General features: G+C 39.9%; 21 protein-coding genes. 5 read left to right on the forward strand and 16 right to left on the reverse strand.

The window, feature by feature from the left end:
• Nucleotides 1–17 precede the first annotated feature (17 nt).
• From QUB80_RS02785 to QUB80_RS02830, 10 genes are all read right to left on the reverse strand, one after another.
• Nucleotides 18–785, reverse strand: coding sequence for a class I SAM-dependent DNA methyltransferase (locus QUB80_RS02785; protein ID WP_289787959.1), 768 nt, complete (start codon nucleotides 783–785; stop codon nucleotides 18–20).
• A gap of 127 nt (nucleotides 786–912) precedes the next feature.
• A complete protein-coding gene (locus tag QUB80_RS02790; RefSeq protein WP_289787960.1) occupies nucleotides 913–1278 on the reverse strand; it encodes an aspartyl protease in 366 nt (121 codons plus the stop codon).
• Nucleotides 1275–1592 (reverse strand): hypothetical protein, encoded by a 318-nt coding sequence (locus tag QUB80_RS02795; protein WP_289788126.1) that lies wholly within the window; start codon nucleotides 1590–1592, stop codon nucleotides 1275–1277. The genes QUB80_RS02790 and QUB80_RS02795 overlap by 4 nt, the downstream gene beginning before the upstream one ends.
• A gap of 144 nt (nucleotides 1593–1736) precedes the next feature.
• Nucleotides 1737–2555 (reverse strand): TIGR04325 family methyltransferase, encoded by an 819-nt coding sequence (locus QUB80_RS02800; protein ID WP_289787961.1) that lies wholly within the window; start codon nucleotides 2553–2555, stop codon nucleotides 1737–1739.
• On the reverse strand, nucleotides 2552–3667 hold the full coding sequence (locus QUB80_RS02805; RefSeq protein ID WP_289787962.1) for a DegT/DnrJ/EryC1/StrS family aminotransferase: 1116 nt from the start codon (nucleotides 3665–3667) through the stop codon (nucleotides 2552–2554). Before QUB80_RS02805 ends, QUB80_RS02800 begins: the two co-directional genes overlap by 4 nt.
• Nucleotides 3664–4107 (reverse strand): cupin domain-containing protein, encoded by a 444-nt coding sequence (locus tag QUB80_RS02810; protein WP_289787963.1) that lies wholly within the window; start codon nucleotides 4105–4107, stop codon nucleotides 3664–3666. The genes QUB80_RS02805 and QUB80_RS02810 overlap by 4 nt, the downstream gene beginning before the upstream one ends.
• Nucleotides 4108–4179: 72 nt before the next feature.
• The gene (locus tag QUB80_RS02815) at nucleotides 4180–5424 is read right to left on the reverse strand and encodes an ABC transporter ATP-binding protein (protein WP_289787964.1); all 1245 of its coding nucleotides are present in this window, start codon (nucleotides 5422–5424) and stop codon (nucleotides 4180–4182) included.
• Nucleotides 5425–5452: 28 nt separating this feature from the next.
• The gene (locus QUB80_RS02820) at nucleotides 5453–6295 is read right to left on the reverse strand and encodes an ABC transporter permease (RefSeq protein WP_289787965.1); all 843 of its coding nucleotides are present in this window, start codon (nucleotides 6293–6295) and stop codon (nucleotides 5453–5455) included.
• Between the two features lie 30 nt (nucleotides 6296–6325).
• Nucleotides 6326–6754, reverse strand: coding sequence for a hypothetical protein (locus tag QUB80_RS02825; RefSeq protein ID WP_289787966.1), 429 nt, complete (start codon nucleotides 6752–6754; stop codon nucleotides 6326–6328).
• Between the two features lie 192 nt (nucleotides 6755–6946).
• Nucleotides 6947–8260 (reverse strand): glycosyltransferase family 4 protein, encoded by a 1314-nt coding sequence (locus QUB80_RS02830; protein ID WP_289787967.1) that lies wholly within the window; start codon nucleotides 8258–8260, stop codon nucleotides 6947–6949.
• Nucleotides 8261–10132: 1872 nt separating this feature from the next.
• Here QUB80_RS02830 and QUB80_RS02835 point away from each other — a divergent pair.
• The gene (locus QUB80_RS02835; RefSeq protein WP_289787968.1) at nucleotides 10133–12304 is read left to right on the forward strand and encodes a GumC family protein; all 2172 of its coding nucleotides are present in this window, start codon (nucleotides 10133–10135) and stop codon (nucleotides 12302–12304) included.
• A gap of 73 nt (nucleotides 12305–12377) precedes the next feature.
• Nucleotides 12378–13715 (forward strand): GTPase family protein, encoded by a 1338-nt coding sequence (locus QUB80_RS02840; RefSeq protein ID WP_289787969.1) that lies wholly within the window; start codon nucleotides 12378–12380, stop codon nucleotides 13713–13715.
• A 344-nt stretch (nucleotides 13716–14059) separates the two neighbouring features.
• Here QUB80_RS02840 and QUB80_RS02845 read toward each other — a convergent pair whose 3' ends face one another.
• The 3 genes from QUB80_RS02845 to QUB80_RS02855 form a co-directional block, all read right to left on the reverse strand.
• Nucleotides 14060–14893, reverse strand: a complete 834-nt coding sequence (locus QUB80_RS02845) for an SWIM zinc finger family protein (protein ID WP_289787970.1) — start codon at nucleotides 14891–14893, stop codon at nucleotides 14060–14062.
• A 166-nt stretch (nucleotides 14894–15059) separates the two neighbouring features.
• Nucleotides 15060–19802: a sll1366 family intein-prone helicase gene (locus tag QUB80_RS02850; protein ID WP_289787971.1), complete on the reverse strand. Its 4743-nt coding sequence runs from the start codon at nucleotides 19800–19802 to the stop codon at nucleotides 15060–15062.
• Between the two features lie 494 nt (nucleotides 19803–20296).
• Entirely contained in the window at nucleotides 20297–20605 is a 309-nt protein-coding gene (locus tag QUB80_RS02855) for a hypothetical protein (protein ID WP_289787972.1), read from the reverse strand.
• A 314-nt stretch (nucleotides 20606–20919) separates the two neighbouring features.
• Here QUB80_RS02855 and ndhI point away from each other — a divergent pair, with 314 nt between their 5' ends.
• The 3 genes from ndhI (at nucleotide 20920) to galK (ending at nucleotide 23384) form a co-directional block, all read left to right on the forward strand.
• Nucleotides 20920–21531, forward strand: a complete 612-nt coding sequence (gene ndhI / locus QUB80_RS02860) for an NAD(P)H-quinone oxidoreductase subunit I (RefSeq protein WP_289787973.1) — start codon at nucleotides 20920–20922, stop codon at nucleotides 21529–21531.
• Nucleotides 21532–22037: 506 nt separating this feature from the next.
• On the forward strand, nucleotides 22038–22220 hold the full coding sequence (locus QUB80_RS02865) for a hypothetical protein (protein ID WP_289787974.1): 183 nt from the start codon (nucleotides 22038–22040) through the stop codon (nucleotides 22218–22220).
• A gap of 96 nt (nucleotides 22221–22316) precedes the next feature.
• The gene (gene galK / locus QUB80_RS02870; protein ID WP_289787975.1) at nucleotides 22317–23384 is read left to right on the forward strand and encodes a galactokinase; all 1068 of its coding nucleotides are present in this window, start codon (nucleotides 22317–22319) and stop codon (nucleotides 23382–23384) included.
• Nucleotides 23385–23532: 148 nt separating this feature from the next.
• On the opposite strand, the gene QUB80_RS02875 is transcribed toward galK, so the two are convergent.
• Genes QUB80_RS02875 through QUB80_RS02885 form a run of 3 tightly spaced genes read right to left on the reverse strand, consistent with a single transcriptional unit; the run spans nucleotide 23533 to nucleotide 26488 of the window.
• Nucleotides 23533–24402 (reverse strand): hypothetical protein, encoded by an 870-nt coding sequence (locus tag QUB80_RS02875; RefSeq protein WP_289787976.1) that lies wholly within the window; start codon nucleotides 24400–24402, stop codon nucleotides 23533–23535.
• 58 nt (nucleotides 24403–24460) lie between these two features.
• Nucleotides 24461–25036 carry a GNAT family N-acetyltransferase gene (locus QUB80_RS02880; RefSeq protein WP_289787977.1) on the reverse strand — a complete coding sequence of 192 codons (576 nt, stop codon included), beginning with the start codon at nucleotides 25034–25036 and terminating at the stop codon, nucleotides 24461–24463.
• 36 nt (nucleotides 25037–25072) lie between these two features.
• Nucleotides 25073–26488, reverse strand: coding sequence for a hypothetical protein (locus QUB80_RS02885; RefSeq protein ID WP_289787978.1), 1416 nt, complete (start codon nucleotides 26486–26488; stop codon nucleotides 25073–25075).
• Nucleotides 26489–26553 lie beyond the last annotated feature (65 nt).

Consider the following 26553-nt stretch of genomic DNA (forward strand, 5'->3'; position numbering starts at 1 on the left):
AAGTTAGTTCTGTATCTCTAACCACGAATTACAAAATAAACTCCCCAGGTGTTAAATCCCGGTTCACTATTGCTCATCCACTCACGGCACTCAATAAGCTCTAGAGAAAACTGGTTAAACAAAAGTTCTAGTTCCGGCTTAAACAGATAACGCATTCGGTGAGTTTCTTGAAGTTCTTCTACTAAACCATTGTCTTTATCCTTGATAAAAACGTGATAATTGACATCAACCAGATTATGGTTAGGATACATTGCTGGTTCAGCAATTCGAGTCACGCTAATTTCTTCATCTTCCAGACGTTTAACGCGGACAGTAGGGCGATCGCTCAAAACAGCAGGCCCGTACCAAACATCAAATATAAAAATTCCACCAGGCTTTAAGTGTTCTTTAACAGTGGCGAAAGCCGCTAGCAAACTTTCATTTGTTGTCTGATAACTGATGACATGAAACAGCGATAGGACAACATCAAAAGTTTGATTCAGCTTAATATGGCAGATATCTCCGTGAGAAAATTTGAGTTTAGAAGTTAATTCAGGAGGTAGCTGTGAGATACGAGAGTTGGCTTTTTGCAACATCTGTTCACTCAAATCTACTCCATGAACTTTGTATCCTTCCTTTGCCAAGAGAACTGCATGATTTCCAGTTCCACAACCTAACTCTAAAATATCTTGCGCTTCTGGTGCATGGTTTTGAATTAACTGATGAATAAATTGAGCTTCTCCTACATAGTCTTTATCACGGTACAGTAAATCGTAGTAACGGGCATAGTTGCCAAATACACTCATAACCATTAAAACCTTAGCTGAAAGTAAAGTCCAGAATAAGCAGGCACCGAGCTTTCTGGATGAAAAGGAATTATACAAGAGTCAATATTATCTTCCCAAATGTCAAAAGTTGCTTTTACTGAATAATTCATCCTCCAAACATCAACACTCCTGAAGCCATATCCACCACTAACCGCCGAGTTTTTAACCACTGACGACCTAGTAAAACTTCTGGCAGTTCTTGTCCCACATGAACAGGAATATCAAACTCTTGCCCATCTATTTTCACCTGACCAGCATATATATCAAAATCAAAACCCCCCCGTGCTGTCAAAAGTGTTTGCCGCTCCAAATGAACCCAATCAAGTGGCTCAATATCCTGATTATCAATCGCTAGCCAGTAAGAGAAACCTGTATCAAGCATGGCATCAACTGGTAGTTCTAACCCATCAGCAGCAATCAGTTCAATCTCGAATAACAATTCATCCTCATCACCAAATTTGCCTGAGATCATATGGTGCCGCATATCCCTGTTTCATTAATCCGAAAAACATGAGGTATCTTACCTGGATGCTTTTCGCGGCATTGAAGTGAAGCCACTTGTGGATCTTGAGCGACAAAATACTCACCACTATCAGGTTCAACAGCAATGTACCAGTTATAGTGCGTTTGCATTAACTCTGGTTTAACACGGTCAAAAATCACCTGACAGCGTTGACGAAATGCTTGACGTTCGGCTTTCCATTGAGCTTGTTGTTCTTGTGTCCACTGAATTTCAGGGAATATTCTGCCTCGACGTATCGTGTGATTAGACTTGGCTTCAGTCATTAATTGTTGTTTTTTGGATATAGGACTATCCATATTTTACTTGTGTGTGATTTACACCCCATCTTCCCCATCTACTTGTTCTTCTACTCCATGAACACAGTAAATCGTAGTAACGGGCATAGTTGCCAAATACACTCATAACCATTAAAACCTTAGCTGAAAGTAAAGTCCAGAATAAGCAGGCACTGAGCTTTCTGGATGAAAAGGAATTATACAAGAATCAATATTATCTTCCCAGATATCTATTAATTCATAACCGATACTAGTAATTGCTTCAATAAATTCAGTTTTATTAAAGACATACTGAGGATAAAAAACTTTACCACCATTTTGTAAAGTAACAAATCTTCTACCATTGTACATTGGTAAGCGGTTGATTAATAAATGCTTAGGTTTTCTAACATTAGAGAATTGTGTGGCAAGATTTTCTACATATTGGATAGAACCTGATGCAATAAATACATCTTTATTATTAACATCCTCAAAATTGCTAGTAAAGGATAAACTATTGATGTGGCGTTTTTCAGCTATTTCTTTTCCAACTCTTACAATCTCTGGTAAATCACAAACAGTCCATTGTAAATTTTGTGGATATTTTAAATATTTAGAATAGCTATAAAAATGAATTCCTACATTTCCTCCAAAATCAAAAATATTTGTATTTCCCTGAGCAAAAATTGATTGTAACCAAAACAAAACTGGATAATCATAGGAGGCAATCATGCGACCACTATTTTCCCAGTTTCCATTCTGAAGCATTTCTTGGTATTCTTGCGCTAGCTCCGTATTATCGTATCCAATACTTTTAGTTTGAGGGGCTGCTTGTTGAGCTTCTTCAAATGTTTCAAAAATTCCCCAAAAGCAACCATAACAATTAGTAGCGAATTTCCGCTTATACTCTTGTTCCTTGATATATCTGTGAAATTGTCTAGCAAATGGAATCTGCTTAATAATACTCTTCATTGAAGAATCTCCCTAAGTGCTACGCACACTCGTTCGGCTTGCTCATCCGTTAACGCCATGCCACTGGGGATATAGAAACCACGACGGGCGATTCTTTCTGCTACAGGGCAAGACTCTCCAGCAAACAACCCCATTTTTTGGAACACAGGTTGCTCATGCATACACCAGAAAAAAGGACGAGTACCGATTTTATATTTGCCTAAGCGTTGCATTGCCTCTTCTGCATCAAATGGCACTTCATCTTTGAGAACTAACCCATATACCCAGTAAATATTCTCGGCATAGTCAGTTTGAGGAATAGGCAACTGTAAACACGAAATATCTGATAGAAGTTCTGTATATCTTTGCCCAATATGGCGTTTGCGAGCTATAAATTCGTCAAGTCGTTCTAACTGTGCTACTCCCAGAGCAGCTTGTAAATTAGTCATCCTCAAGTTCCAACCCAACTCTTCATGAACAAAACGCTTTTGGGGCTGAAAGCACAGATTACGTAGAGAACGGCAACGCTCCGCCAGCCTTTCATCATCAGTGAGTAACATTCCTCCCTCACCAGTAGTGATATGTTTGTTGGGGTAGAAACTAAAGGTACTGATAGCACCAAAGCTCCCACAGGGAAGACTTTTATAAGTTTGACCGTGCATTTCGGCTGCATCTTCAATAATATGCAGTCCGTACTTATCAGCCAAAGCTAGAACTGGCTCCATATCTACAGGTAAACCATAGATGTGAACAACCATAATGGCTTTGGTTTTAGATGTAATTTTTGCCTCAATTTGGTTGACATCTATATTCCAGGTTTGCGGATCGCAATCTACAACCACTGGCACAGCTCCAGCGCGAACAATAGCTGCTGCACAAGAAATTATTGTGAATGTGGGCAGAATTACCTCGTCTCCAAAGCCAATTTCTAAAGCGACAATTGCTGCATCAAGAGCAACAGAACCATTACTGACAGCAATGCCATACTTGCGTCCTACACGTGCAGCAAATTGTTCTTCAAATTGTTTAACAAAAGGCCCTTCTGAAGAAATCCAACCAGTTTCTATGCATTCAAACAAATATTTCTTTTCATTGCCATTTAGTAATGGCTCGTTAACTGGAATTGATATCATAAATTACTTAACTGAGGTACCTTAGCTTGTTCTCCAGTAATGCCATTAAATCTAGTTTTGTCTTGCTCACCTACATAAGGCCCTTGTTTAACTTCAATCATTTCAATTTCTTCTATTACCTCAAACCCATGCCCACCTGTCACCAGCAAAATGACATCACCAGCTCCTAAAATCCGACTTTCTAAGTACTTTTGTTGATTGTTGTAAAAATCTACACGCAATTTACCTTTTTTGATAAAAAGTACTTCTTGGGTATATTGGACTTGACGAGGTACGGGATTATGCACATGAGGTTGAATGATTTTCCCTGTTGGATGACGCATATAGGCTAGCTGCTGAGATAGCTCGTTAGGAGTAAGAAAATGAATTCCGGATTTCTCGAAATTATGGTATATGATTAGGGCAAGTAGCTGATTTTGATAGACAATATTTTCAAACATTCTAACAACCTTTATTTGTGATCTACAGAGTGAAGAAATAAACTGAATTATTTAGTACATTTACTAGTATTTTTAAACAAATTCCAACGGAAAATCTATACACCCAAAACCCCAAGATTGAGATAAAACATGGTTCGCATCATCATGAGGAGGGCGAGCTACTTCAAAGAAAAGACAACTTTCAACACGGTCAAAATATTCAATCCAAGGCAAGCTTAAATCTAAGCTAATAAAGTATGAGCCTAGAGCAAGTTGGTTGATTGGGAGGTGAAAGGAAACTGTGTTCAAGCCTGGGCTTAATTCTACTAACTGGTTAGGTTGAGATTCTCCGAACTCACCATAACCAACCGGGATAAGCATAGCATCATATAATCTCAAGCTTAAGGCTACATTACAATTTAATTCTGTAAAAATCTCTAAATCAATCTGAATCTTTGTATGTTCAAATTTAGCGGCAGATATTATCTTGCCTGAGATAATTGTAGGCTTCCCATTCTTTTGGGGAGAACGGACAAAACTGTTTGAAACAGAGGCATCTTGTAGGTAATGCTGAATAACCAAATCTGATTGGTCATCTGTAGTTATTTGTCCTTTTTTAAGCAAAATACAACGTGAACACAGCGATTGAATCGTACTCATGTTATGACTGACAAATAACACAGTTCGCCCTTCTCTTCCTACATCCTCCATTTTGCCTAAACATTTCTTCTGAAATTGTGCATCTCCAACAGCTAAGACTTCATCTACAATCAAAATCTCTGGTTCTAAATGAGCAGCTACTGCAAATGCCAACCGCACATACATACCTGATGAATATCGCTTTACAGGTGTATCTAAAAATTTTTCAACCTCTGCAAAAGCAACAATTTCATCAAATTTTTGTTGGATCTCCACCTTACTCATTCCCAAAATCGCACCATTGAGAAAAATATTTTCTCTACCTGTTAACTCTGGGTGAAAACCTGTTCCAACTTCCAATAAACTTGCTACTCTACCCTTAATCGAGATTCTTCCTTTAGTTGGTTCTGTAATCCTGCTAAGAATTTTTAATAAAGTTGATTTTCCTGCTCCATTCCGCCCAATAATGCCAACTTTATCACCCTGCTTAATCTCAAATGAAATATCCTTTAATGCCCAAAACTCTTCAAGATTTGAGTTTACTTCTTTCTTGCCACGGGGGTTGAAGGCACTACCAACAAACTTGGCTGCATTTGCCATTGCTCCACGCAATGTCTTATAACGAAATCTTCCCTCTTGTTTATGGCTCAGAAGGTATTTTTTACTTAAGTTCTCTACCTGGATAATAGTATCTGACATCTAGCAAACTCCTACCTCAACCACACTCTTAAATCACGTCTGCAAAAGTACGTTCCATTTTGCGGAAATACCAGATGCCACTCCACAGAAGTAAAATTACTAGCGTTAGAGAAAGAGCAAAACCAGGCAAATATATCCGTGAGTCACCACCCAAAATTGCCCAACGGAAACCGTCTATTACTCCTACCATGGGGTTGAGTGAATATAGTAACCGCCACTTTTCAGGAACAATGCTGCTGCTAAAGCCAACTGGAGAAATATATAGACCAAACTGTACAAAAAATGGTACTACATAGCGGAAGTCTCGATATTCCACATTTAAAGCTGCTAGCCACAAGCCTGCACCCATCGATGCCGCAAAGGCAATCAATATAAACAAGGGGAGTGTCAAAATACGCCAGTCAGGTACAAAGTTGTACCAAGCCATTAGTCCCAGCAGAATCATGCCGGAAACCATAAAATCTACAAAACTGACAATTACTGCACTAGTAGGGACAATCAACCTGGGAAAGTAAACCTTGGATATCAGGTTGGCATTTGTAATCAAGCTGTTACTGCACTCACTCAAAGCATTAGCAAAAAACTGCCAAGGTAGCATGGCAGCAAACACTAAAATCGGATATGGCGCTCCTTGTGAAGGCAATTTTGCTAAATTTCCGAACACTACAGTAAATACCACCATTGTCAAAAATGGTCGAATCAGCGCCCAAGCAATGCCGATCGCTGTTTGCTTGTAACGTACTAGAATGTCACGCCAGGCAAGAAAGTAGAAAAGTTCACGATAACGCCACAAGTCTTTCCAATACTGCCGTTCAGTGCGTCCAGCTTCTATCACGAGTTCCTGCTGGGAGGCAATATTTTGAGTACTCATAATATGATTGATAATTGTTGCAACTAAAATTTACCCCACAAACTGAAAATCCTTTAGCCCGTTGAAGCCAACAAGTCGTGCATGTCTGCGAGTAAATTCTCCAACAGATGGATTTCCTTGGGGATCTATGACTCCTGTAACCTGCTGCCAAATTTCTGGTGGTGGGACTAAGACTTCATAGGTACGCTCTTGTAGCTTGCGAATATGATACCAACTTGTCTGCTGACATTGTTCGCACCAAAATGCTTCTATCCATTCTCCCTCTAGAGGAACTGCTGCTTGATTTGCTAGTAACATCAGTGCAATGCGTCTATTTATCCCCCTTTGTTGTAATTGCCCTGGACGATCTGCATAGAGCTGATATTTCTGACTCATGCTATTGAGATAGCACCCATGTATGGGACAATATATAGCTCGTCGCTTAGATCGCTTCCGATTTCGGTCACACCTTCTCCGCAATTCGGCCTCCTATCTAAAATTTAGAAGGTTACGTTGGAGAGACTGAGATCAAAAAGACCATCGAAGCCCACTCCCAAATTAATAAAAAATATTCAATTTAATTTAAGTAATTTTGGGCCGCATTATGCTTTATATAACTTTGTATTAAAGCACCAAAGCGCCATAGCTCCATAATATTTATCTAATCATCTGTTATATTCCTAAAGATTTTTTTAAAACATCCAGATATTGTTGAGAAATAATTTGAGGCGTAAAATGCGATCGCATATACTTACGCCCTGCTTTTCCCATCCGCTTGGCTAATTCCTTATCCTGGCTAAGTAGGCGAATAAAATTAGCCAAACTATAACTGTCTCCATTCTCAAAAGTAGCGCCACAGTTGGCTTCTGCAATGAGTTGTGTCAGATATGAATACTGGGAACAAATTACTGCCACTGGTCTTGCGGTTGCTAACATTGGATAAAGTTTGCTAGGAGCAACAAGACTTTCCATCCCTGCATCCACACTTACAAGAGATAAATCACCTGCCGTTAAAGAGTAGGGCAGGACGTTTTTGTCCTGGTACGGTATGAATAAAAAGTTGCTTAATCCTAATTGATTAGCCTTTTTGCTTAACTCTTCCCGTTTTGCCCCGCCGCCAACAAATACAAACTGAATTGGCTCATCTTTGAGTATTTTCGCTGTTTCCAGGATTGTATCCATATCGTGACAGCGACCCATATTGCCTGAATAGACAACGGTAAATTTATTAACGAGATCGTATTTCCAAGCAAACCAGTTTTCCTGTTTGGCAATGGGTACAATTAGGTCAGGATCTCCCCAACTGTGGATCACAAAAACTTTCTCAGCAACCTGTGGACAAATTGCAGTTACTCGCTGTTTCATGGCAGGACTAAGAACCACGAGCGCTTGAGATTTCTGCCAAACTAACTGATTGAGCTTTTGCCAAAGTCTTGCTAGCCAGTGGTTGCGTGGAATTACATTCAGGGCGATCGCAATATCTGGATAAAGGTCGTAGAGTATGCAAACATAGGGACGTCGGAACAAAATATAAGCAAGATAACCGACTATCGGCAAAAATGGAGGTGCTGTAGTCAGCAATAATAAATTGCAGTGACGACTATTTCTAATTACGTGAACTATAGCACGTAAGGTAAAAAGAACTCCATTTACGGCTTTGCCACGAATCCGCCCCGGCCATAATTGAGCAGTGCGTGATCTTTTAACCAGTACCCTATCAAATCTCTCAATAGCTGGGGCATTTGCAGATCTAAACGCGTATCCTGGCTGACCTGTAAAAACCTCAATGTCTACACCTTGTTGTCCTAATTGGCTGACAAGCTCTTCTATCAGTTGTCCAGTAGCTGCGTAATCTGGAGGAAAAAATTGAGTAATTACAGACAAGCTAATAGATTTTCTAGTTTTGTTAAAACGTTGATTTTCAACCTCTGAACCACTAGAGCTAGGTAGAAAAATTTTTTGATTAATCCATTCACTTAGTGTCATCTGCTCATCCTAATCCAAGAATCTTCATTAGACACTTCTGTAAACAACCAAAGTTATTACAGACAATGTAAATAAATACAGTATTCTAGCTAATGATGATTAGCTTCTAGAAGCTAGAATTTTCATATAGATGAATCTTAAATGGATTTTTTTATTAACTTACTCACTGGGGGTGTGTCCTTACTTTCTACTATGGAAATACAGTTTTTAAAGTATCATTGTTACCATTCAAAAACTTAGTAACAATTTACGCTTTGAACCTCAACGTTTGCAAATCATTCAAAAACTGATAAATATGCAAGAATAAATTGCAGATTCAAAAGCATTAGTTTTATTTATTTTTTCTACATTGTAATTAGCAAGCTTATGTTGGCTTTATAATTACAACCTACACTTAAAAAGTTATAAGTGAGAGTATTTTTGATTACTCTAGTTTTACCTTTAGCATCCTACCTTGCTATTTCGATAAATATACATAAAGTTTTTGTAAAAAATAGAATTTTTCCAAAAAAACTTCATGGCAACTTTAAATTCTCCTGACATATTCTTCTCTTTGAGATGTTTAATTAGAAGTTTTGACACTCAACTTAACTCCAAAACTAGTATCTGTTGGTTCAAAGAAGGTAGATTTAGACTCAGTGCTAGTGCTCTAGTGGCATAACAAGACTAAAATGTTGTAATATAAACTTCCTATGGGATGTAACGGTTGGGTTGTGAGGGTTTCCCCACTCTTGGAAACTTAAAGAGTTTCTAGCCCGTCCCAAACGAAGTAAAATGTCCACACCAAAGAATCTACATTTGTACACTTTATATTTCGGTTAGACCAACAGTTAAAATGTTAAAGGATTCAATTATCAACAGTTGTAAGTAAAGCTTTCCAGCAGGGTATGCTACTAAATCTTCGGTTCTATAATGGAAAAATTAAAACTACATACTTTACCTACTTTCTATAGACATACGATAAGTTGAGGTATATTCGTAGAAATTAAAGCTTTTTTCTGAATTTTAAAGACGCAACAATTAAAGGATTGAAGTAATCTATGGTTTATTTAAATGGTTTCAGTTGATTTAACTCCATGTAAAAGAAATCATTGAGAGCATGTCAGCACCGAAGTTCTGCGTTTTGGAACTCAAAATCTAAATAAGACAAGTTATTGGACATACTCATTTGTACCTTATCTGTACTAGGGGGTATATTATCATGTCTAAAAATAATTTGATACTGAACCTTTCTACTGAATTTTTATGAAAATTATGTTTATTTTGACACACGCAAATTGAGTTTTCAGCAAAATATTTTATACAGTATATATATGTATTATAGATTGTAGTATATGGAAAGCTAGAACTTCAAATCATTGATAAAAAATAGAAATTGCTTTTTGCAAGCCATATAAATCACTTAAGTAATACAAGTTAAATATAATACTTTAATCTTAATATAATCAATATCTGTTGGTTAATAATAATGCATATTACAAGGTTAATAGCTTGATTAATAAGTTACACAATTTAGTTTTCATATGACTCTGGGTAAACGTAGTGAAAAAGTACTGCAACTAGCCTATCTCCAAATTTTCAAGCTTTTAGTTAACCACTAGCTGGTTTAGCTAAAGGTCAATTTATAAATAATTCAGCTGAAGTGAAGTCGCAAATGAAGTGAAAGAGCAATGATATACTTTTGTCAAATATAGATGTGTAGATATTGTTAGTCTTTCCAGAGGAACTATACAACTTTGAGCAGTTAATAAGCATATTCTGTCAACCTTACTGCATATCCCGCTTTATGCTCACGGTTACAGTTGGGTTCTGAATGATATCAAACTGTTATATGAATCATATCTCAGTATTTAATCAAGTTTTAATACAATCATGGATAATTCTTCTCAACCCTCGAATCTTAATCAGAATCCAAACCTTTTATCACAGCAAGTTAGTTATTCCCAATCTTTAGCGCGGTTGGAAGAGCAAGGGGACGATTGGAGTTTACGAGATTTTCTGAGTTTGCTCCGGCGTAGATCGCTGGTTATTGCTGGGATAGCAACTGTTGTGATGGGCAGTGTTGTATATTTAACTTTTAAACAAGAAAAATTATACGAAAGTAGTTTTCGGCTACTAGTAGAGCCTCTCAACGTTGACAGCAGGCAGTTGGTTCTTAACTCTGGTCAAAATTCTAACCAAGAACCTAAAGCTGGTTTAGATTACGATAGCCAAATACAAGTTCTCAGAAGCCCAGAGTTAATGACAAAAATTGTTCGGCGCTTGCAGAGCTTGTACCCAGACATCACCTATAATTCCCTAATAAAATCTTTAAATATTACTCGGCTACGTGAAACAAAGATTTTAGATGTCCGGTATGTAAATGAAGATCCAAAACGAGCGAAAGTTGTACTAGACCACATTGCTAATGATTATTTAGAATACAGCCTAGAACAGCGGCAAACTAGTTTGCGTCAGGGGCTAAGTTTTGTTGAAGAGCAACTGCGATCTATGCAGAAGCGTGTTGATCAGCTTCAAAGAGAGCAGCAAGTTTTTCAACAAAGATATGGCTTTGTAAATCCAGCCACCCAGGCAGAGCAAATTACTGCTCAAAGTGCTAATTTGTCCACACAAAGACAAGCAATTAATCAGCAGTTAGCTGCCGCTCGCGCTAATTTAACCGCCTTAAGACAAAAACAAGGTGAACAGGCGGCACTAATTGATGCTCCTTTATATCAGCAGTTACTTAGTCAGTTGCGGCAAGTGGAAATTCAAATAGCTGGTGAGTTAACTCGCTTACAAGAGAATAATCCCACAATTCAAACATTAAAGGCAAAACGTGAAAGTCTGTTGCCTTTGTTACAGCAAGAAGCGCGACGCTATATGGGTACGAAACTTGCACAGGCAACTACTCAAGTTCAAGCACTAGAAGTGCAGAGTCAAGAACTTGCTAAAGCAGAGCAGAAACTTGAAGAACAACGTAAGCAGCTGCCAGTTATAACACGGCAATACACTGAATTGCAGCGTAAATTACAGGTGGCAACAGACAGCTTGAGTCGTTTTCTAAATACCCGCGAAACTCTACAAGTTCAGGTAGCACAGTCAGAGCTTCCGTGGCAGTTAATCCAACCGCCTATTCAACCGAAAATTCCTGTTTCTCCAAATATTCAACGTAATTTAATGACAGGATTTTTGGTCAGCTTACTCTTGGGAGTTGGCGTTGCCTTACTGCTAGAAAAATTGGATAATACTTACCATAGTGCCAATTCTCTGAAGAAGAAGATTAAAGAGCCATTACTAGGAGTTCTACCTTTTGAAAATCATTTGCAAGTAAGTCAGTTCTATACTTCCGTACAAAGAGTATTTACACGAACTGTGCCGGATTCCTTGCCAACAAATATTTCTGTGTCTAGTGTAAGCGATCGCACCTCCAGCATCTATGGCTCAAAATTTGTGGAAGCTGTACGTGTACTTTATACAAATATTCAACTACTTAGTAGCGATCGCCCAATTCGCTCCATAGTTATTAGTTCAGCCATGAGTGGAGATGGTAAATCAACGGTGGCATTTCATTTAGCTCAGATTGCCTGTGCGATGGGGCAAAAAGTGCTACTTGTGGATGCCGATTTGCGTCAACCCGTGATTCATAATCTCTCGAATTTAAAAAATAATTGGGGATTAAGTAATTTAATTTCTACAAACGTGCCAGTCACAGAGGCGATTCAACAAGCGCCTTTTATGAAACAATTATCAGTACTAACTGCTGGCCCCATACCACCAGATCCAACAAAATTGTTTTCGTCTGAAAAGATGAAGCGAATCATAGGAGAATTCCATAAAAACTATGACTTAGTGATTTATGACGCTCCTCCCGTAGTTGGATTAGCTGATGCTAGCTTGTTGGCACCCCATACTGATGGCATTTTGATGGTTGTCAGGATGGAAAAAACAAACTCCTCTGTACTTAAACAAGCTTTAGATAGCCTGAAAATGGCTAGAATGAACGTTTTAGGAGTGGTTGGCAACGCTCAAAGAAGTAACTTTGGTAGCAATTACGATTATTAACTTCCACTGATAAAAAGTTGTGTAATCTAGATAGATAGGAACGATTCTAAATCTATCTGCTTTTGTGGCGAGAATGACTGAGCAACGTAATACTGACTCGTCTTCGGTTGATTCTCAGCAATCCGGAGAACCAACTGATGCTACAACTAAATCAGCTGATGTGTCGAAAAAGTCCATTGCTGCTGTTTGGGATAAGACAACAGCACGCTTGTTGCAACTTCTTCCTGTAGAGCAACTAGCACAGACAGTAATTAAATTGTTTAGTGTCAGCGAAGCTCAAATTGCAGAGATATTAGAAACCGTTCGCTCAGAACTGCCAACTACAGAAGCACTGTTGATTGGTAAACCGCAAGCTGGAAAAAGTTCAATTGTGCGGGGATTAACGGGAGTTTCTGCCGAAATTGTTGGTCAAGGATATCGCCCTCATACGCAACATACTGAGCGTTACGCCTATCCTTCTAAGGATCTGCCATTGCTCATTTTTACAGATACAGTGGGGTTAGGCGATGTCAAGCAGGATACTGAAACAATTATTCAAGAACTGATTGGTGATCTGCAACAGGAAAGCCTTGGTGCGAGAATACTCGTTCTCACTGTTAAAATCAATGATTTTGCGACTGATGCACTCCGGCAAATTGCCCAACAACTGCGTCAGCAGTATCCAAACATTCCTTGTTTGTTGGCTGTCACCTGCTTGCATGAAGTCTATCCTCCTGATGTTACTGATCATCCTGCCTATCCACCTGACTATGAGGAAGTAAATCGAGCTTTTGATGCAATGCAGCAAGCTTTTACTGATTTGTACGATCGCGCGATTCTGATTGACTTCACATTGGAAGAAGATGGCTACACGCCTGTATTTTATGGCTTAGAAGCATTCAGAGATGCCTTGGCAGAACTTCTTCCGGAAGCCGAAGCTGGTGCCATTTATCAGTTATTGGATAAGAAAGCTGGTGAGAAAATTGGCAATCTCTACAGAGATGTTGGGCGGCGTTATATGCTAGCATTCGCGATCGCAGCCGCTACAATCGCATCTGTGCCTTTGCCATTTGCCACTATGCCTGTATTAACTGCATTGCAGGTATCTATGGTAGGTTTATTAGGAAATTTATATGGACAAAGTTTAACGCCATCACAGGCAGGAGGTTTGGTAAGTACGATCGCTGGTGGCTTTTTAGCAAAAGCGATCGGGCGAGAATTAGTCAAATTCCTACCTGGTTTTGGTAGCGTAATTGCTGCATATTGGGCAGCTGCCTACACTTGGTCGCTTGGTGAAGCAGCGTGTGTTTACTTTGGTGAGTTAATGGGTGGAAAGAAACCAGATCCAAAGAAAATTCAGTCTGTGATGCAGGAAGCTTTCCAGGAAGCGAAAGAAAGATTTAAGGGAATCAAAGGTAAGTCTGAAGGATAAAGACTAAAGACTAAAGAATAAAATATTTTATTAATTCGTACTTTATGTGATGTATATGATGTTCGCCAAATCAACCATAATAAACAGTTTGTAGTAAAGACTTCAGTCGTGGCTTGAGGACTTTAGTCCTCACTAGGAGCAAACATTTTTATTCAGTTTGATTCACCAAAAGACGACGGGGAAGCCCGTTCCTTTAAGGGGCGCTCAGAACCGTCGTCCGTCGTCTTGGGGCAAGGGGCAAAGGGCATTCATGCATTGGCCAATGCCCAATTCCCAATTCACTTCGGCCCGCTTTCATCCCCCAGACTTCAGTCGGGGGATGAGCTTAACGGACATGATGTTACTTAATTTTCTCCCACTTTCATCGCCGATAGCATAGCTTTTTGGCTCACATCTTTATAAAGTGTATCTAAATATTTCATTACCACATCAGACGCAGTCAAGCTAGCGAGATTTTCTTCTTCCTTTGCTAAGGGAATTGCCCCTAATACATCTAAAACTGTCTCACTAGTTGATGGTGTAATTACAACTAAGGATGGCTCTAACGATTCTTTATATTGCCAAAAAATGTCAATATTAGTATATTGATTTTGAGAAGTTAACTCTTTTAATTCAGATGTTTCTACTTCAGAAACTTTAGTGTTGGCGTTGCGTAATTGGCGTAAATCGCTGATAACTTGCTCTTTTGTACGTCCTCGTAATTGAAATAATACAAACGGATCTTCACTGAAGCGATCGCCTAATTGGTAATAAACTGCGGCAATATGTTTGCAAGGATTGGCTTTATCAGGACAAGAACATCTACTATGAACATCAGCTAAGGTAAAGGGAAATAGTGAAAGACCATTAGTAGTAAAAACTTCTTCTATATTTTGTGGCATTTCTCCTGCCAATAATTTAGCAGCAAAAATTGCCTTTTGAGACATAGTTTCAACTATATAATTCCACTGTTCTTCATTAAACGAGTCAAGAGAAAGAGAAACTTTATATGGTTCAGCTTCACTACCTTGGACTCTAGCTAAAACTTTTGCACCTTGAAAATCAATACTAAGCACATTACCTTGACGGGCATAATTCCTACCGCGTTCTAAACGCTTTTTAAAACGATAGGAATCTAGTAATTCTAACCAACGTTGTGACCACCATTCCCGGCTAGCTTGTAGTGTTTCATTAGTCATGTTTTTCTCCTATTTATCAGGCAGAAGGCAGAGAGAAGTTTGTAGGCGCGGAGCGACTTCCCGTAAGGGTGCGGAGGTTTCCTCCGAAAGCGTTGCTCCTCCAGAAGGAGGCTCAAAGCTTCAAAGAGGCAGAAGGCAGAAGGAAAAATATTTTCCCTGTACCCTCTTAATCTTCATCTTCATCTGCGATAACTGCACTACGGTCAAGTAATAATAAGTTGCGAAGTTGATCTGTATCTAGTTCAGTTAACCATTCTTCCCCTGCATCTACGACTTGTTCAGCTAGTTGTTTCTTACTTTCAATCATGTCATGAATTTTTTCTTCTAACGTTCCAGTACAAACAAACTTATGTACTTGCACATTGCGGGTTTGCCCAATCCGAAATACTCTGTCTGTAGCTTGATTTTCTACTGCTGGGTTCCACCAACGATCAAAGTGAAAAACGTGATTGGCACGCGTTAAATTGAGTCCTACACCACCTGCCTTCAAAGACAAAACCATGATGGGCGGGCCTTGAGGATCGTGTTGGAAACGGTCTATCATTTCCTCACGTTGTTTTTTGCTGGTACTGCCATACAAAAATAATGTTTCTCGTCCTAAGCTTTGTTCTAAATAAGGCTTCAGGAGCTTGCCCCATTCAGCAAATTGAGTGAAAATTAAAGCGCGATCGCCTTCCGATAAAACTTCTTCTAGCATCTCCTGCAATCGCAATAATTTTCCAGATAAACGAGATTCCGCAAGACTATCTTTTTTCAAATATTGGGCTGGATGATTGCAGATTTGTTTTAGCTTTACAAGTAAAGCCAAAATCTTACCCCGGCGCTGTATTCCTTCGGCATCTTCAATTTCCGCTAGAGATTCATCAACTACTTGTTGATATAGTTTTGCTTGTTCGGGACTTAAACCGCAAAATACTGTCATTTCCTGCTTTTCTGGCAAGTCTTGAATAATTTCGCGATCGGTTTTTAAACGACGCAAAATAAATGGTTGAACTAAAGAGCGCAATTGACTTAACGAAGCAATATCACCATACTTTTCAATCGGCATGGCAAACCGACGCTGGAAAAACTGCTTATTTCCTAAATATCCTGGGTTGAGAAAATCTAAAATTGACCATAATTCTTGCAGTCTATTTTCTACAGGAGTTCCTGTTAGAGCAATGCGAAATGTCGATTCTAGTTGTCGCACTGCCTGTGACTGTTTCGCATCTGCATTTTTAATATTTTGAGCTTCATCTAAAACAATTATCTGCCAAGAAATACTCTGCAAAGACTTTAAATCACGAGGAACAAGTGAGTAACTAGTAATAACTAAATCATGTTTCTTTGCTGCTTGTTCAAAAGTTTTACCTTTAGGTCGTTTATCACCGTGATACTGTAAAACTTTCAATGATGGGCCGAATTTTTTGACTTCTCTTTCCCAGTTACCTAAAACTGAAGTTGGACAAACTAACAGCGTGGGATTTTCTAAGGCATTTTGTTCTTTGAGGTGTAGTAAAAATGCAATAAATTGGATGGTGTTATGACAGATAATATTGTTGGCAACAAAATTATGGTGTTCGCTAACTTCAAAATCGTAAACCCATCCTTCATACTCAACATCTTCAATACTTTCAATCTTGCAGTAAAAAACTTCTTGGTCAATCAGATGTTGTAAAGATTGTTTTGTTAAATTCAACTGCTGTACATCTAAGCGAGCATAAGCTTCAAGAGTTTGAGTTGTCCATTTTGAAGGTTTTAGTAGCTGGTATTTTTGTTGCGTCTCTCCACTGAGAATGCCGTTTATACCAACTAATACTTGTTCCAAACTATTCCTGGAAAATTGCTGTGAACCATTAATGTAAAAGGTATTGTGCATCCCCAAATGTCGCAAAGGTAGACTTGTGGCTGCCACTGTTTGGGCAACAATATCAGCAGCAGGAATTCCCTCAACATTAGTATTGCTTACGCTCTGACAAATTTTTTCTAACTTCTGCTGTTTTTCTAGATTGCCAAATCCAATTTCTTGCAAAAATCTACGAGCAGAATTTCCTCCAATTACACCGATATAATAAGTGCGTAAAGTCCGAGTTCCATTGGTTGCACATTTCTGTTTGGGTGATATTCGCAACCAAATTCCAAAGCGTCGCAGCAGTACAGAAAGTTGCTGAATTAGTAGCGGGGAAGCTGTTCCAATTTCGATACTCCGCATACTCGGTACAACGGCAGACTCAGCATCGAAATAGTTTTGTAAAAATATACGCACGCTTTGTAAGTCTGCCTGCATGATGAAAGACGGAATAGACTTTTCTGCCGACAATTTGCCCCAAACATAACCCTTTGCCTCTAAAAAGCGCCGATATGCTTGACTATGAACTCGGAGAGTAGAAACTTTACCAGGAAAAGTTTGGATACTCGGACTGTTAATTTTGATATCATGGTGTTGAGAAAAGCGCTGCAAAGTATAAAGTAGATCTTCTAGCTGCTTGGTATCTTTTTGAGATATGGTAACGCAACCCAAGCTAGGAATTTCATGACCTTCAGCAATCTGCCAAGCAATAAACTTGACTAAATCAGGATCTTCGAGTTTTCCTTGCCAAAGCATTTTGGCTGGTACGCATACGTAATCTCCTACCTGTAGCTCATTTGTCCAGCCTTTATTAGTAAGTAACTTATGACGGCGGGTAATGGTGACACTGCTACCGTCTTGCAGCGTTAATTTTCGTATCTTTTCACGAACTTGCTGCCGATACAACCGTTTGATAGAAGCTTGCACAATTTTGCCAGTTTTTTCATCTATGGAATTCACAATTAATTCCTGGGTTGGTTTTGCCCAAAATCCCTCACCGTCAAACTCCGTTTCTCCAGCAGCGTAGTTTCGCCAGATTTCTTCTGCTGTGCTTAATCCTCCATTAACGTATATTTGTGTATCTTTGGACACGCACTTTCCCAATCCCATATCGTCTGCGAGACACGCCCCCAAGCCCCACCGTTCTAAAAATGTTAACCAAGCCATGCCACGCTGTTGATACGGGCGCAATTGTCCTTGAAAACTAGCGGGTGTAGGTAGGGGTTCGAGTGCTTTATTATTTGTCAGGGTAGTTACCAACTCCTGCAATGCACCTGAAGCCTCAAAGCTAACTACTGGTAATTTTTCAATCGTCTGTGTATCCCCAGTACTCAGGCGCAAAGCATCTTCCAACGACAGCGCCATTTGCTCTTTGCGAGAAGCAAAAAACGCTTGGGCTGTTTTAATATCTTGCGATCGCAACTCTACCCATTCACCGTTTATTTCTACCAGTGGGCTATTTAGCGCCACAAGTTTATCAAATTCTTGCTTAGAAAGAGTTTGTCCGCCAATAGCTAATTGCCATTGAAAATTCAAAAGACTTTGTAAACCTAGACGCCCCTGCTTTTTTTTTGGTGTTTCAGCGCTAATTTTCAAACCTAGACGATTTGCCCATCCTTCCCGGTTTGCCAAACTCGCAGGCAAAACTGCGCCCAAACCACTATCTTCAAACCGCCACTTTACCGATTTGATAAATTCATAGGCTTGCATGGGATTGAGACGACAAGACTGGGGATATGGGGTATCCAAACTAGGTGTTAATACTGGATACAACCGCGAAGCTAAACCCAATCCCCGCAGAAATGTTTCTTGTGGTTGCTTAATAGTTCGATTTTGAAAAACAAAGCTTTCCACCGGATGCCGCCAGATTGTCTCTGCATCCACCAAAAATTCTGCATCATCAGGTGCTTGCAGGAAATATTCTAAAGTCCAATCAGCTTCATTTGACTTAGGCGGGTGTAGAACAAAACAGGTGCGAAATATGTTTTTTCCACCCAACTGATACTGTAGCGGCATCGTCCAAGCCTTCAAAGCCGCTTCCAGTCGTTCCAAGGCAATTGGTTCGCTAGTAATTGTGGCTGATGCAGCTGTTAAAGACTGTAACCACTGTCGCACCACTGGTGGTAGAGACGCCATTACTCTTGTGTCAAGTAAAGTTTGGGAACCTACCATACTTCTGATTTGGACGTCGATTGTACTGTTGAGAAATCCCAGCAGCAATTCTTGTGGTTCGATTGGTAAGTTTACATATATTGGCGAGTTGTGAACCAAAGACGGGGGGTAATCATCAAAATTCCCTGCTTCTCCCCGTCTCCGTGTCCCCGTGTCTCCGTGTCCTTCTTTTACATCATGATACGTCCGACACGCCAATGGCATCAGCTGAGAAAATTTATCTAGACGAGTTCCATCTAAAGCGCTGTCGAGGAGTGCTTGCCATTTTGCGGCAATAGAACCATCTGTGAATCGCTCAAGTGTGGGCAAAAATTTACATCGTGCTATTAAATCTAAACTCCACCGGGCAACGTGTGACCAAAAGCGTAAATCTCCACCGACAAAATCATCTTCTTGGTTGGCGATACTCAAAGGTAGAGAAGCCAAAAAGGCGATCGCATCTTGTGGCTCTAAACAAAAACCTTCAACTTGCCAGGGTTGTAGATATTGGGAAAAAGATTTTTCTGAACCCAATATTGCCGAATGTACGGGAGAAATAAATACTGCACCCTGTTGTTCACTTTCTGAAAAATAAGTGGGTAAAGCAAGAATTTGCGATCGCGTTGGCATTACATTGGCAGCACTTGCAGCTTTGTGCTTTAACTTAGTTCCTGTTTTGGAGGTTTGCCTTGTTTGTGAAGGCTCCAAATTTGGAGCCTCTAAAGACTTTTGGCTCGAATTAGAAAGTTTTAGTTGACGTAAATGCAACCACTCATTTAATTCATCTGCTGTCATTGCATACGGATGAGATGGCACTTTTGTTAATGTACCTAGATCTATTTTCGTTTCTAGAGAGCGCCAAGTCTCTCCCCAAACAAATAAACTGCTACCCCGATCTTGTAATAACCAACTACCGTGTAAAATTGCCATCTGCTAACTACTCAAATATTCACAAAAATAAAATCTTTAATTTGTTTATCCTCTAATTGAAATAATTACTTAAATTGCATTATTGATTATTGTTAAATATTAGCAAACTATCGTAATAAAATTTCAGAAAAATATAGTTACCTCTTTATAAAAATTTAAAAAATGGCATAAAAGCTAACTAGATTGTATGCATTTAGAAGAGCAAGAGGAGGGTAAGGAAATTACTAAGTCTTGTCATTTTAGAATGTAAAACTTATCCCAAGATAAACTCCTCTCTCAGTCAGAATTTGTAAATTACTGCTTGAGCCAGGATACTTTTGTTGTCAAGGTAGAGAGTGAATATACTATACACGAGCCAAAACAAGTCTTGGGAGTATTTTGTACCTACGCGTACACAGCAGGCATTCCCGGAGGGTAATTTCGCGTCTCTACATTCCGGATCGGTGTAGCCATATTTGCAACGCTGGTTTCATTGTACAACCTCATATGCGGCTTTAACTCCTCCTAACTGTCAAAAACCAACACCTGCCAGGAGCCATTACGGGGGTGAGCCAGCGCTCTTGGTAGGGTTTCCAACGGACAGTTCCTACAACGGGGGGAAGCCTCCGAAGTCGCCCCAACGGGGGAAACCCCCGCACGGCGCTTCTGTTGGCAACGGACTGTCCTCCTCCACAGGCGACTGGCGTAGACACGAAGTGGCTTCTGAAAGTAAGGGTTTCCCGACTTGTAGACGCGCCTTCTTCCGCTTCGGTGCAGGGTACAAAGTGGCGTGAGGTTAGAGGAGTTAAATATGCCTTACTCAAAAAGTGAATTGGTATAACATACTAAACTTCTTCCAACATTTACAATCTAGGTTAATTACAACCATAGATAAACACAGATTTTCTCGGTGTTTATGTGTGTCCATCTGTGTTCAATTTATTTGTACATAGAATGAGTGCAAGAGGTTTAAGACACAAAATTAGCTGTGTGAGTCCTAGTCCACTACCTTTAACTAAACTTAATTTGTAATTATAATTACAAATTACCTTAACTTTAGGTCTTTCATTCGACAGAGGAAGCTGTTAATCACAACTATTACTGTGCTCATTAACGGCTCTAAAAATGGAGGACTTAGATGTTTAACTTCCTGAAGCAAGTTGCCGACTACACTAAAGAAACTGTTCAAGCAGCTAGATATATTGGGCAAGGACTGTCAGTTACTTTCGATCATATGCAACGTCGTCCGATTACAGTGCAGTATCCTTACGAAAAACTGATTCCCTCTGAACGATTTCGAGGCCGAATTCACTTTGAATTTGATAAATGTATTTCATGTGAGGTTTGCGTTCGCGTCTGCCCTATTAACCTGCCAGTAGTAGATTGGGAATTTGACAAAGCAGCTAAAAAGAAAACACTCAAGCATTACAGTATTGACTTTGGTGTTTGTATTTTCTGTGGTAACTGCGTCGAATATTGCCCTACTAATTGTCTGTCAATGACAGAAGAATACGAACTTAGCACCTATGATCGCCATGAATTGAACCACGATAGTGTGGCGATGGGAAGGCTCCCTTATAAAGTAAATTTAGATCCAATGGTGACTCCGTTGCCAGAATTGGTGTATTTACCCAAGGGTGTAATGGAACCTCACGGGCTACCGTCTAACGCTCGTCGTGCAGGTTTAGTGCCATCCGAAATTGTGGAGCAAACTGGAGAAAAGGATAAAAATAACCGCAGTGAGGCTTAAACCTTATTCTTGTTGCTATTGCTATGGTGGAGGAAAAGTTTGAGCGATCGCTCAATTTTTGAGATTGAAAAGCAATTAACTCCACCAAGCTACACCTGTACCAGTGGTAAGTCAAATAGCTTTGAGAATAAAATGATGTCGTATTTTGAAGAACATTAATTCAATGAGTTAGTTACGCTCGTATCATCGAAGAATTGCAAATTACTAAATTAAATTCATATCAATAATCTACTTCATTTTAGATCCAGCCAAAGGTCATATCGGGTACGTTAAATTACGTAAATTCACCTGTAAATTTAAGATTAATTTTAGAAACAAGCCTTTATCTTTATTTGCTATATCTGCTGTACTCTGATGAAATTTTATATGACGTTACTATGTAAATCATCCTATAAACTTAAGCTAAACTTTAGAAATTAGCTCTAATACCAAATTGGCACACGGGAGTCTTGTTTCAAAATTCTGGACTAGCCTAGGAATAAAATGTTTTTAATCCAAAATCCGTCTTGAAAAGCTTTGAGCAGAGGTTTCCTCCCTCCGGATACTCTAACGAGAACCCGCTTCGCGTGTACGCAGTCGCCACAAGTCGGGGAACCCTTTCACCAGTCGCCTGTGGAGGGTTTCCCTCCGCAGGTGCTGGTTCACCACCGCAGTGGCTCCAAAATCCACGCATTGGTATAAGAGTTTAAAGTGCAAATTAATAAAATATGCAATTGTATATCTCCTAAATTCAATTGATTGATGGAGGTTCAACATTTGCTGATTTCACCATCACGAAAGTGGTTATGAATTTCCAACAACTATTTGCTAAACCACCAGAAGCCGAAGCTAGCGCCCCTGGAAGAGTAAACTTATTAGGCGAACATACAGATTACAATAATGGTTTTGTTCTGCCAACAGCAATTCCGCAAAGAACCATGGTACAGCTAGGTTTTAGTGCTGATGGACAGCACCATTTCTACTCGGAAAATTTAGATGAGCGAGTAGATATTCTAGAAATTAAGCATACGCCATCGGGATTTACAAGTTATATTTTTGGCTGTATTCAAGTTTTACAACAAGAAGGGCATACAATACCATCGCTAAATTTGTACGTTAAATCATCTATTCCGATTGGTTCGGGTTTGTCTAGCAGTGCGGCTTTGGAAGTTGCAACCCTGCGGGCATTACGCCAACTCCTCAATCTTGCGATTGATGATGTCGAAATTGCTCAATTTGCACAGCAAGCAGAAATTCATTACGCTGGTGTGCAATGCGGCATCATGGATCAGATGGCTGCGAGCCTTGGTGACACTGAACATATCCTGTTTTTAGATAGCCGTACTTTGGAACGCCGTATGCTACCTTTGCCTGCTGGAGCCGAGATTGTGGTGATAGACAGTGGTGTGCCTCGTACGCTAGCAAGTAGCGGGTATAACCACAGAAGAACTGAGTGTCAAGAGGCAGCACGATTATTGAAAGTTAAGGCATTGCGAGATGTTACCAACAGTAGTGCAGTGAAAGCTTTACCCGAACCTTTGCAACGTCGCGCCCATCATGTGGTGACAGAAAATAATCGCGTGTTGGAGGTTTTGCATGGTGTATCATCTGAACGCTTTGGCAAATTGATGAATGCTTCCCATGCCAGCTTACGGGATGATTACGAAGTTTCTGTAACTGCACTAGATACTTTGGTCGAAATGTTGCAGAAAACTTCAGGAGTGTTTGGCGCAAAGTTAACAGGTGCGGGTTTTGGTGGTGCTTGTGTGGCTTTAGTTGCAGCAGGTGAAGGGAAAAATATTGCCATAAAAGTGCTTGAACAATATAACAATTTAGGTAATACTGGACGAGTTTTAGTTCCCACTTGTATTTAAGCGGTTAAGATTTTGGTATAAAAGATGACTTCAAAAGTAAAAAATTAAAGGAGAGATTGCCAAGCTCAACAAAGTATAAAGAGCGATCGCCTACTTCTGGAATTGAAGCCGAAGTCGCGATCGCATTTAATCCTTTGCCCTTCTATTTTTAAGAGAGATCGTGTCCACTTTGAAGAAGAAGATTCTCTCGGATTATGCCAAGTGCAAGTTCGCACATCGTAGCAGTAGCATTCCGAGGTGGCCTCGGATTGTCTGGATCGATAGCTCTGTATGCTTTAGCCGTTTGATAGATAGAAGAATACTTCTTTGTGTTCTCAAACACCGATACAAGATTATTGACTTCATTGCCCGGTTGCCCAGCATCCCAAGTCCACGGCTTATCGCCATACATTTCCTTTGTATACCGCATGAACAAGATCTGAGATTCTACAGACGGCACCCACGTATCGACATAAGTTGCCATCATATCCCAAAATTCATCTTCAGGCTTATTCTGCCATTCCTTCACCAGTTCTTTGATACGTTCTATTTGTTCAGGAGTGAAGCCAAAATCTTGCAAGTTTTGATCGCTACCTGATTTGCCTGCTTGGAGAAAACTAACTAGCCCAATGGTGACACCCGTTGCTGAGATTAAGACACCGACAACCCCAAAAGTAAGAGCAATCCAGTGTTTGGCAACATAATTTCGTAACGTCCGCTTCTTTGACATGGAGTCACTAGCCTTTTCAAGGGCTTCTTTCCCCTTTTTAAAGTTGGGATCGTCCTGATCGAACTCCTGCCCACCAGTATTTATCTCACTAAGCTCTAATTCATCCTTCTGTTGTCTTGCATCGATCTCCTGTGAAAGTTTGAGATCGCTACCTTTAATAAGGCTGATTTCCTTAGCGGACTGCTTTCCAGTGTTACTTAAAGATTTCTGGGCATTTTGGGCTACTTCTTCACTTTCTTCGTCAACTTCTTCCTCAGTTTTGTCTTCATATTCATCTTCCAATGTTGGGTCAATCTTTGTTTCAGCCATGGTAAAACTCCCTTTTGTTATTAATATTGCTTGTCTTTTGCGTATTTACTTGCAGTCTCTACAATGCAATTCGGTATCGCTGGATGGTTGTGCCTGATGTGGGTATTACAGTTTCATTTTGAAAAACCCCTCCATTTTTTTGGATAATACGTGAAGAGGCTATATTTTCTGCATCACAAGTGAGCAGAACTTCTTTTAACTCCATCAGCTTTGCCTTTTCAAGCGTCAAGAAGAGAAGATAAGTTCCATATCCTTTTTGACGTGCAGTGGGTCGAATGTGATAACTAATGTGTCCGTAGTACTGTCTGAGCCTTGGTGTGAGTCGATGATGGATCTTGCTTGCCCCAATCAATAAGGAATCATCTTTGACTAACCAGTACGTGCTGAGAGGAACTGTTTGTTGTCGTTGCTCGGAGTCTTTTGACTGACGGATCAAACGTGCTAGATAAGCCGAAAAATTATACTCGACCATATAACGAACCGTACGATATTGGTCTTCACCGAATTGCTCAAACTCATTCACCATATCCAAAAATGGTTTGGCAAACTTAGTAGATGGTTCTACCAAAGCCACATTTTGCATTCTGCTGTTAAGATGAGCAACTTCGGAGTCATTCATCAAGCTTTGGTTCATTTTTCTTCAATAAGGCGAATCGCTATTATCTTTTTATTAAGCGTATTGTTTGTATTCATCACGCATACTTTCCCATTGTTTAACCGTATCTTTTGCTTTTTGGGGTTCACTGTTGTAATACTGTTTGAGCAATTGTGCTGTCAGATTTGCCACATATGTGGAATGTGAACTATCAGCTTGGTCTTTGTGTTCGACTGTCTCGGCTGCTCCACAACCAGGAGAAGTATTTGGAAATCGGTAAAGCGCACCCGTACTACTGTCCTTGTAATCCCATTCCTTGATACAGTGAGACCCGTACATACCCATGTTTATACAGTTTTGATCTTGATAGACAGCCGATACCTGACCCAATCGCTGCGATATTTTTTGATCTATATCTGCGATTGTCCCATTACCATAATCGATATACTTATCAAGCGCATTCATTAATCCGCTAAAAGCTGTCGTATCTACCACTTTTTTATCGCTGCTAGCGATGATGAGTTGAATCTTATGCAATACAAGAACTAGACCTGCACCAAGTAAAAACAATGGAAAGCCAGTAAATTTATAATCATCCTCCATCAAGAGATTAACTTGTTGTACGATGCCCGTATCGGAGCTTAACTTTAAATTCAGAGCATCCTTGAAATATCTGTATTCCTCGTCAGTTGGTGTAGGTGGATTATCAGCCCATGCCCCTCTGTAGTAACTATTCAGCCAGTCAAAATCCGTGGCGATCGTCGCATCAATGTTTTCGAGATTGGCTTTGGTAATTACGTCAGAGACTGCCTTTTGAATTTCTTTGGGCAGATCTACCTGTTGCTTAGACATCAATCTCCCGAAAATGAGCTGCAAGACAGCAGCACCACCAGAAAGAATTAGACCAGCAGGCCCTAAGGCAAAACCAGCAAACTGTGCCATAGTTAATGCAGCATCGATAACTGTTGCTGTTGTATCGTCTACGCCTAAAGCCAGATTTTCTACTAACAGAGGTGTGTTGTGGGTTGGCAATGTCGCATAAGAGGTGGTTCCGCTTTGCAAGTCAATTCTTATACCTGGTAAGCCAAAAGCAATACTACCGAGGTTGGTGGTGCGTTTGTAAATCAGTGTCCCTTCTTCATAATCACGCCAATCTTTGCTCAGGGCTGTGATTGAATCTGCGACGATTTTTTCATCTGGTAAAATCGGAAACCTCTGCCTAAAGGCTTTTAAGGCGAGCGGCTCGCGGCTTTCAAGATACGCTTGAACATTGGGTGGAAGGTGGGATCTATCTGCCTTTTCGTCAAAAAGCGGAGGAATGTCAGCGGCTGAGGGCGGCACTTCTGGGAATGATATCGGTTCTTTAACGAGGGATTTCACACCCGTTTGACTAACAGCTTCCCCACGATAATAGCGTTGCATATAAGAGCTAAAGCTGGTTCCTTCTGTGGTTGAAAGGAATACCATAAAATATCCGAATTGTGTGGGCATTTTTTACCCTCCTAAATCAGAAATAGACACAGCTTGTTCATATGGTTTGTATTCATTCTTTGCAA

Origin of the sequence: Chlorogloeopsis sp. ULAP01 (genome assembly GCF_030381805.1) — a bacterium.
Classification (GTDB): Bacteria; Cyanobacteriota; Cyanobacteriia; order Cyanobacteriales; family Nostocaceae; genus Chlorogloeopsis.

Bases quoted from the DNA above. Each gene is read 5' to 3' on its own strand.
- QUB80_RS02785 (WP_289787959.1), bottom strand. From the start codon at position 785: ATGAGTGTATTTGGCAACTATGCCCGTTACTACGATTTACTGTACCGT.
- QUB80_RS02790 (WP_289787960.1), bottom strand. From the start codon at position 1,278: ATGATCTCAGGCAAATTTGGTGATGAGGATGAATTGTTATTCGAGATT.
- QUB80_RS02795 (WP_289788126.1), bottom strand. From the start codon at position 1,592: ATGACTGAAGCCAAGTCTAATCACACGATACGTCGAGGCAGAATATTC.
- QUB80_RS02800 (WP_289787961.1), bottom strand. From the start codon at position 2,555: ATGAAGAGTATTATTAAGCAGATTCCATTTGCTAGACAATTTCACAGA.
- QUB80_RS02805 (WP_289787962.1), bottom strand. From the start codon at position 3,667: ATGATATCAATTCCAGTTAACGAGCCATTACTAAATGGCAATGAAAAG.
- QUB80_RS02810 (WP_289787963.1), bottom strand. From the start codon at position 4,107: ATGTTTGAAAATATTGTCTATCAAAATCAGCTACTTGCCCTAATCATA.
- QUB80_RS02815 (WP_289787964.1), bottom strand. From the start codon at position 5,424: ATGTCAGATACTATTATCCAGGTAGAGAACTTAAGTAAAAAATACCTT.
- QUB80_RS02820 (WP_289787965.1), bottom strand. From the start codon at position 6,295: ATGAGTACTCAAAATATTGCCTCCCAGCAGGAACTCGTGATAGAAGCT.
- QUB80_RS02830 (WP_289787967.1), bottom strand. From the start codon at position 8,260: ATGACACTAAGTGAATGGATTAATCAAAAAATTTTTCTACCTAGCTCT.
- QUB80_RS02835 (WP_289787968.1), top strand. From the start codon at position 10,133: ATGGATAATTCTTCTCAACCCTCGAATCTTAATCAGAATCCAAACCTT.
- QUB80_RS02840 (WP_289787969.1), top strand. From the start codon at position 12,378: ATGACTGAGCAACGTAATACTGACTCGTCTTCGGTTGATTCTCAGCAA.
- QUB80_RS02845 (WP_289787970.1), bottom strand. From the start codon at position 14,893: ATGACTAATGAAACACTACAAGCTAGCCGGGAATGGTGGTCACAACGT.
- QUB80_RS02850 (WP_289787971.1), bottom strand. From the start codon at position 19,802: ATGGCAATTTTACACGGTAGTTGGTTATTACAAGATCGGGGTAGCAGT.
- ndhI (WP_289787973.1), top strand. From the start codon at position 20,920: ATGTTTAACTTCCTGAAGCAAGTTGCCGACTACACTAAAGAAACTGTT.
- galK (WP_289787975.1), top strand. From the start codon at position 22,317: ATGAATTTCCAACAACTATTTGCTAAACCACCAGAAGCCGAAGCTAGC.
- QUB80_RS02875 (WP_289787976.1), bottom strand. From the start codon at position 24,402: ATGGCTGAAACAAAGATTGACCCAACATTGGAAGATGAATATGAAGAC.
- QUB80_RS02880 (WP_289787977.1), bottom strand. From the start codon at position 25,036: ATGAACCAAAGCTTGATGAATGACTCCGAAGTTGCTCATCTTAACAGC.
- QUB80_RS02885 (WP_289787978.1), bottom strand. From the start codon at position 26,488: ATGCCCACACAATTCGGATATTTTATGGTATTCCTTTCAACCACAGAA.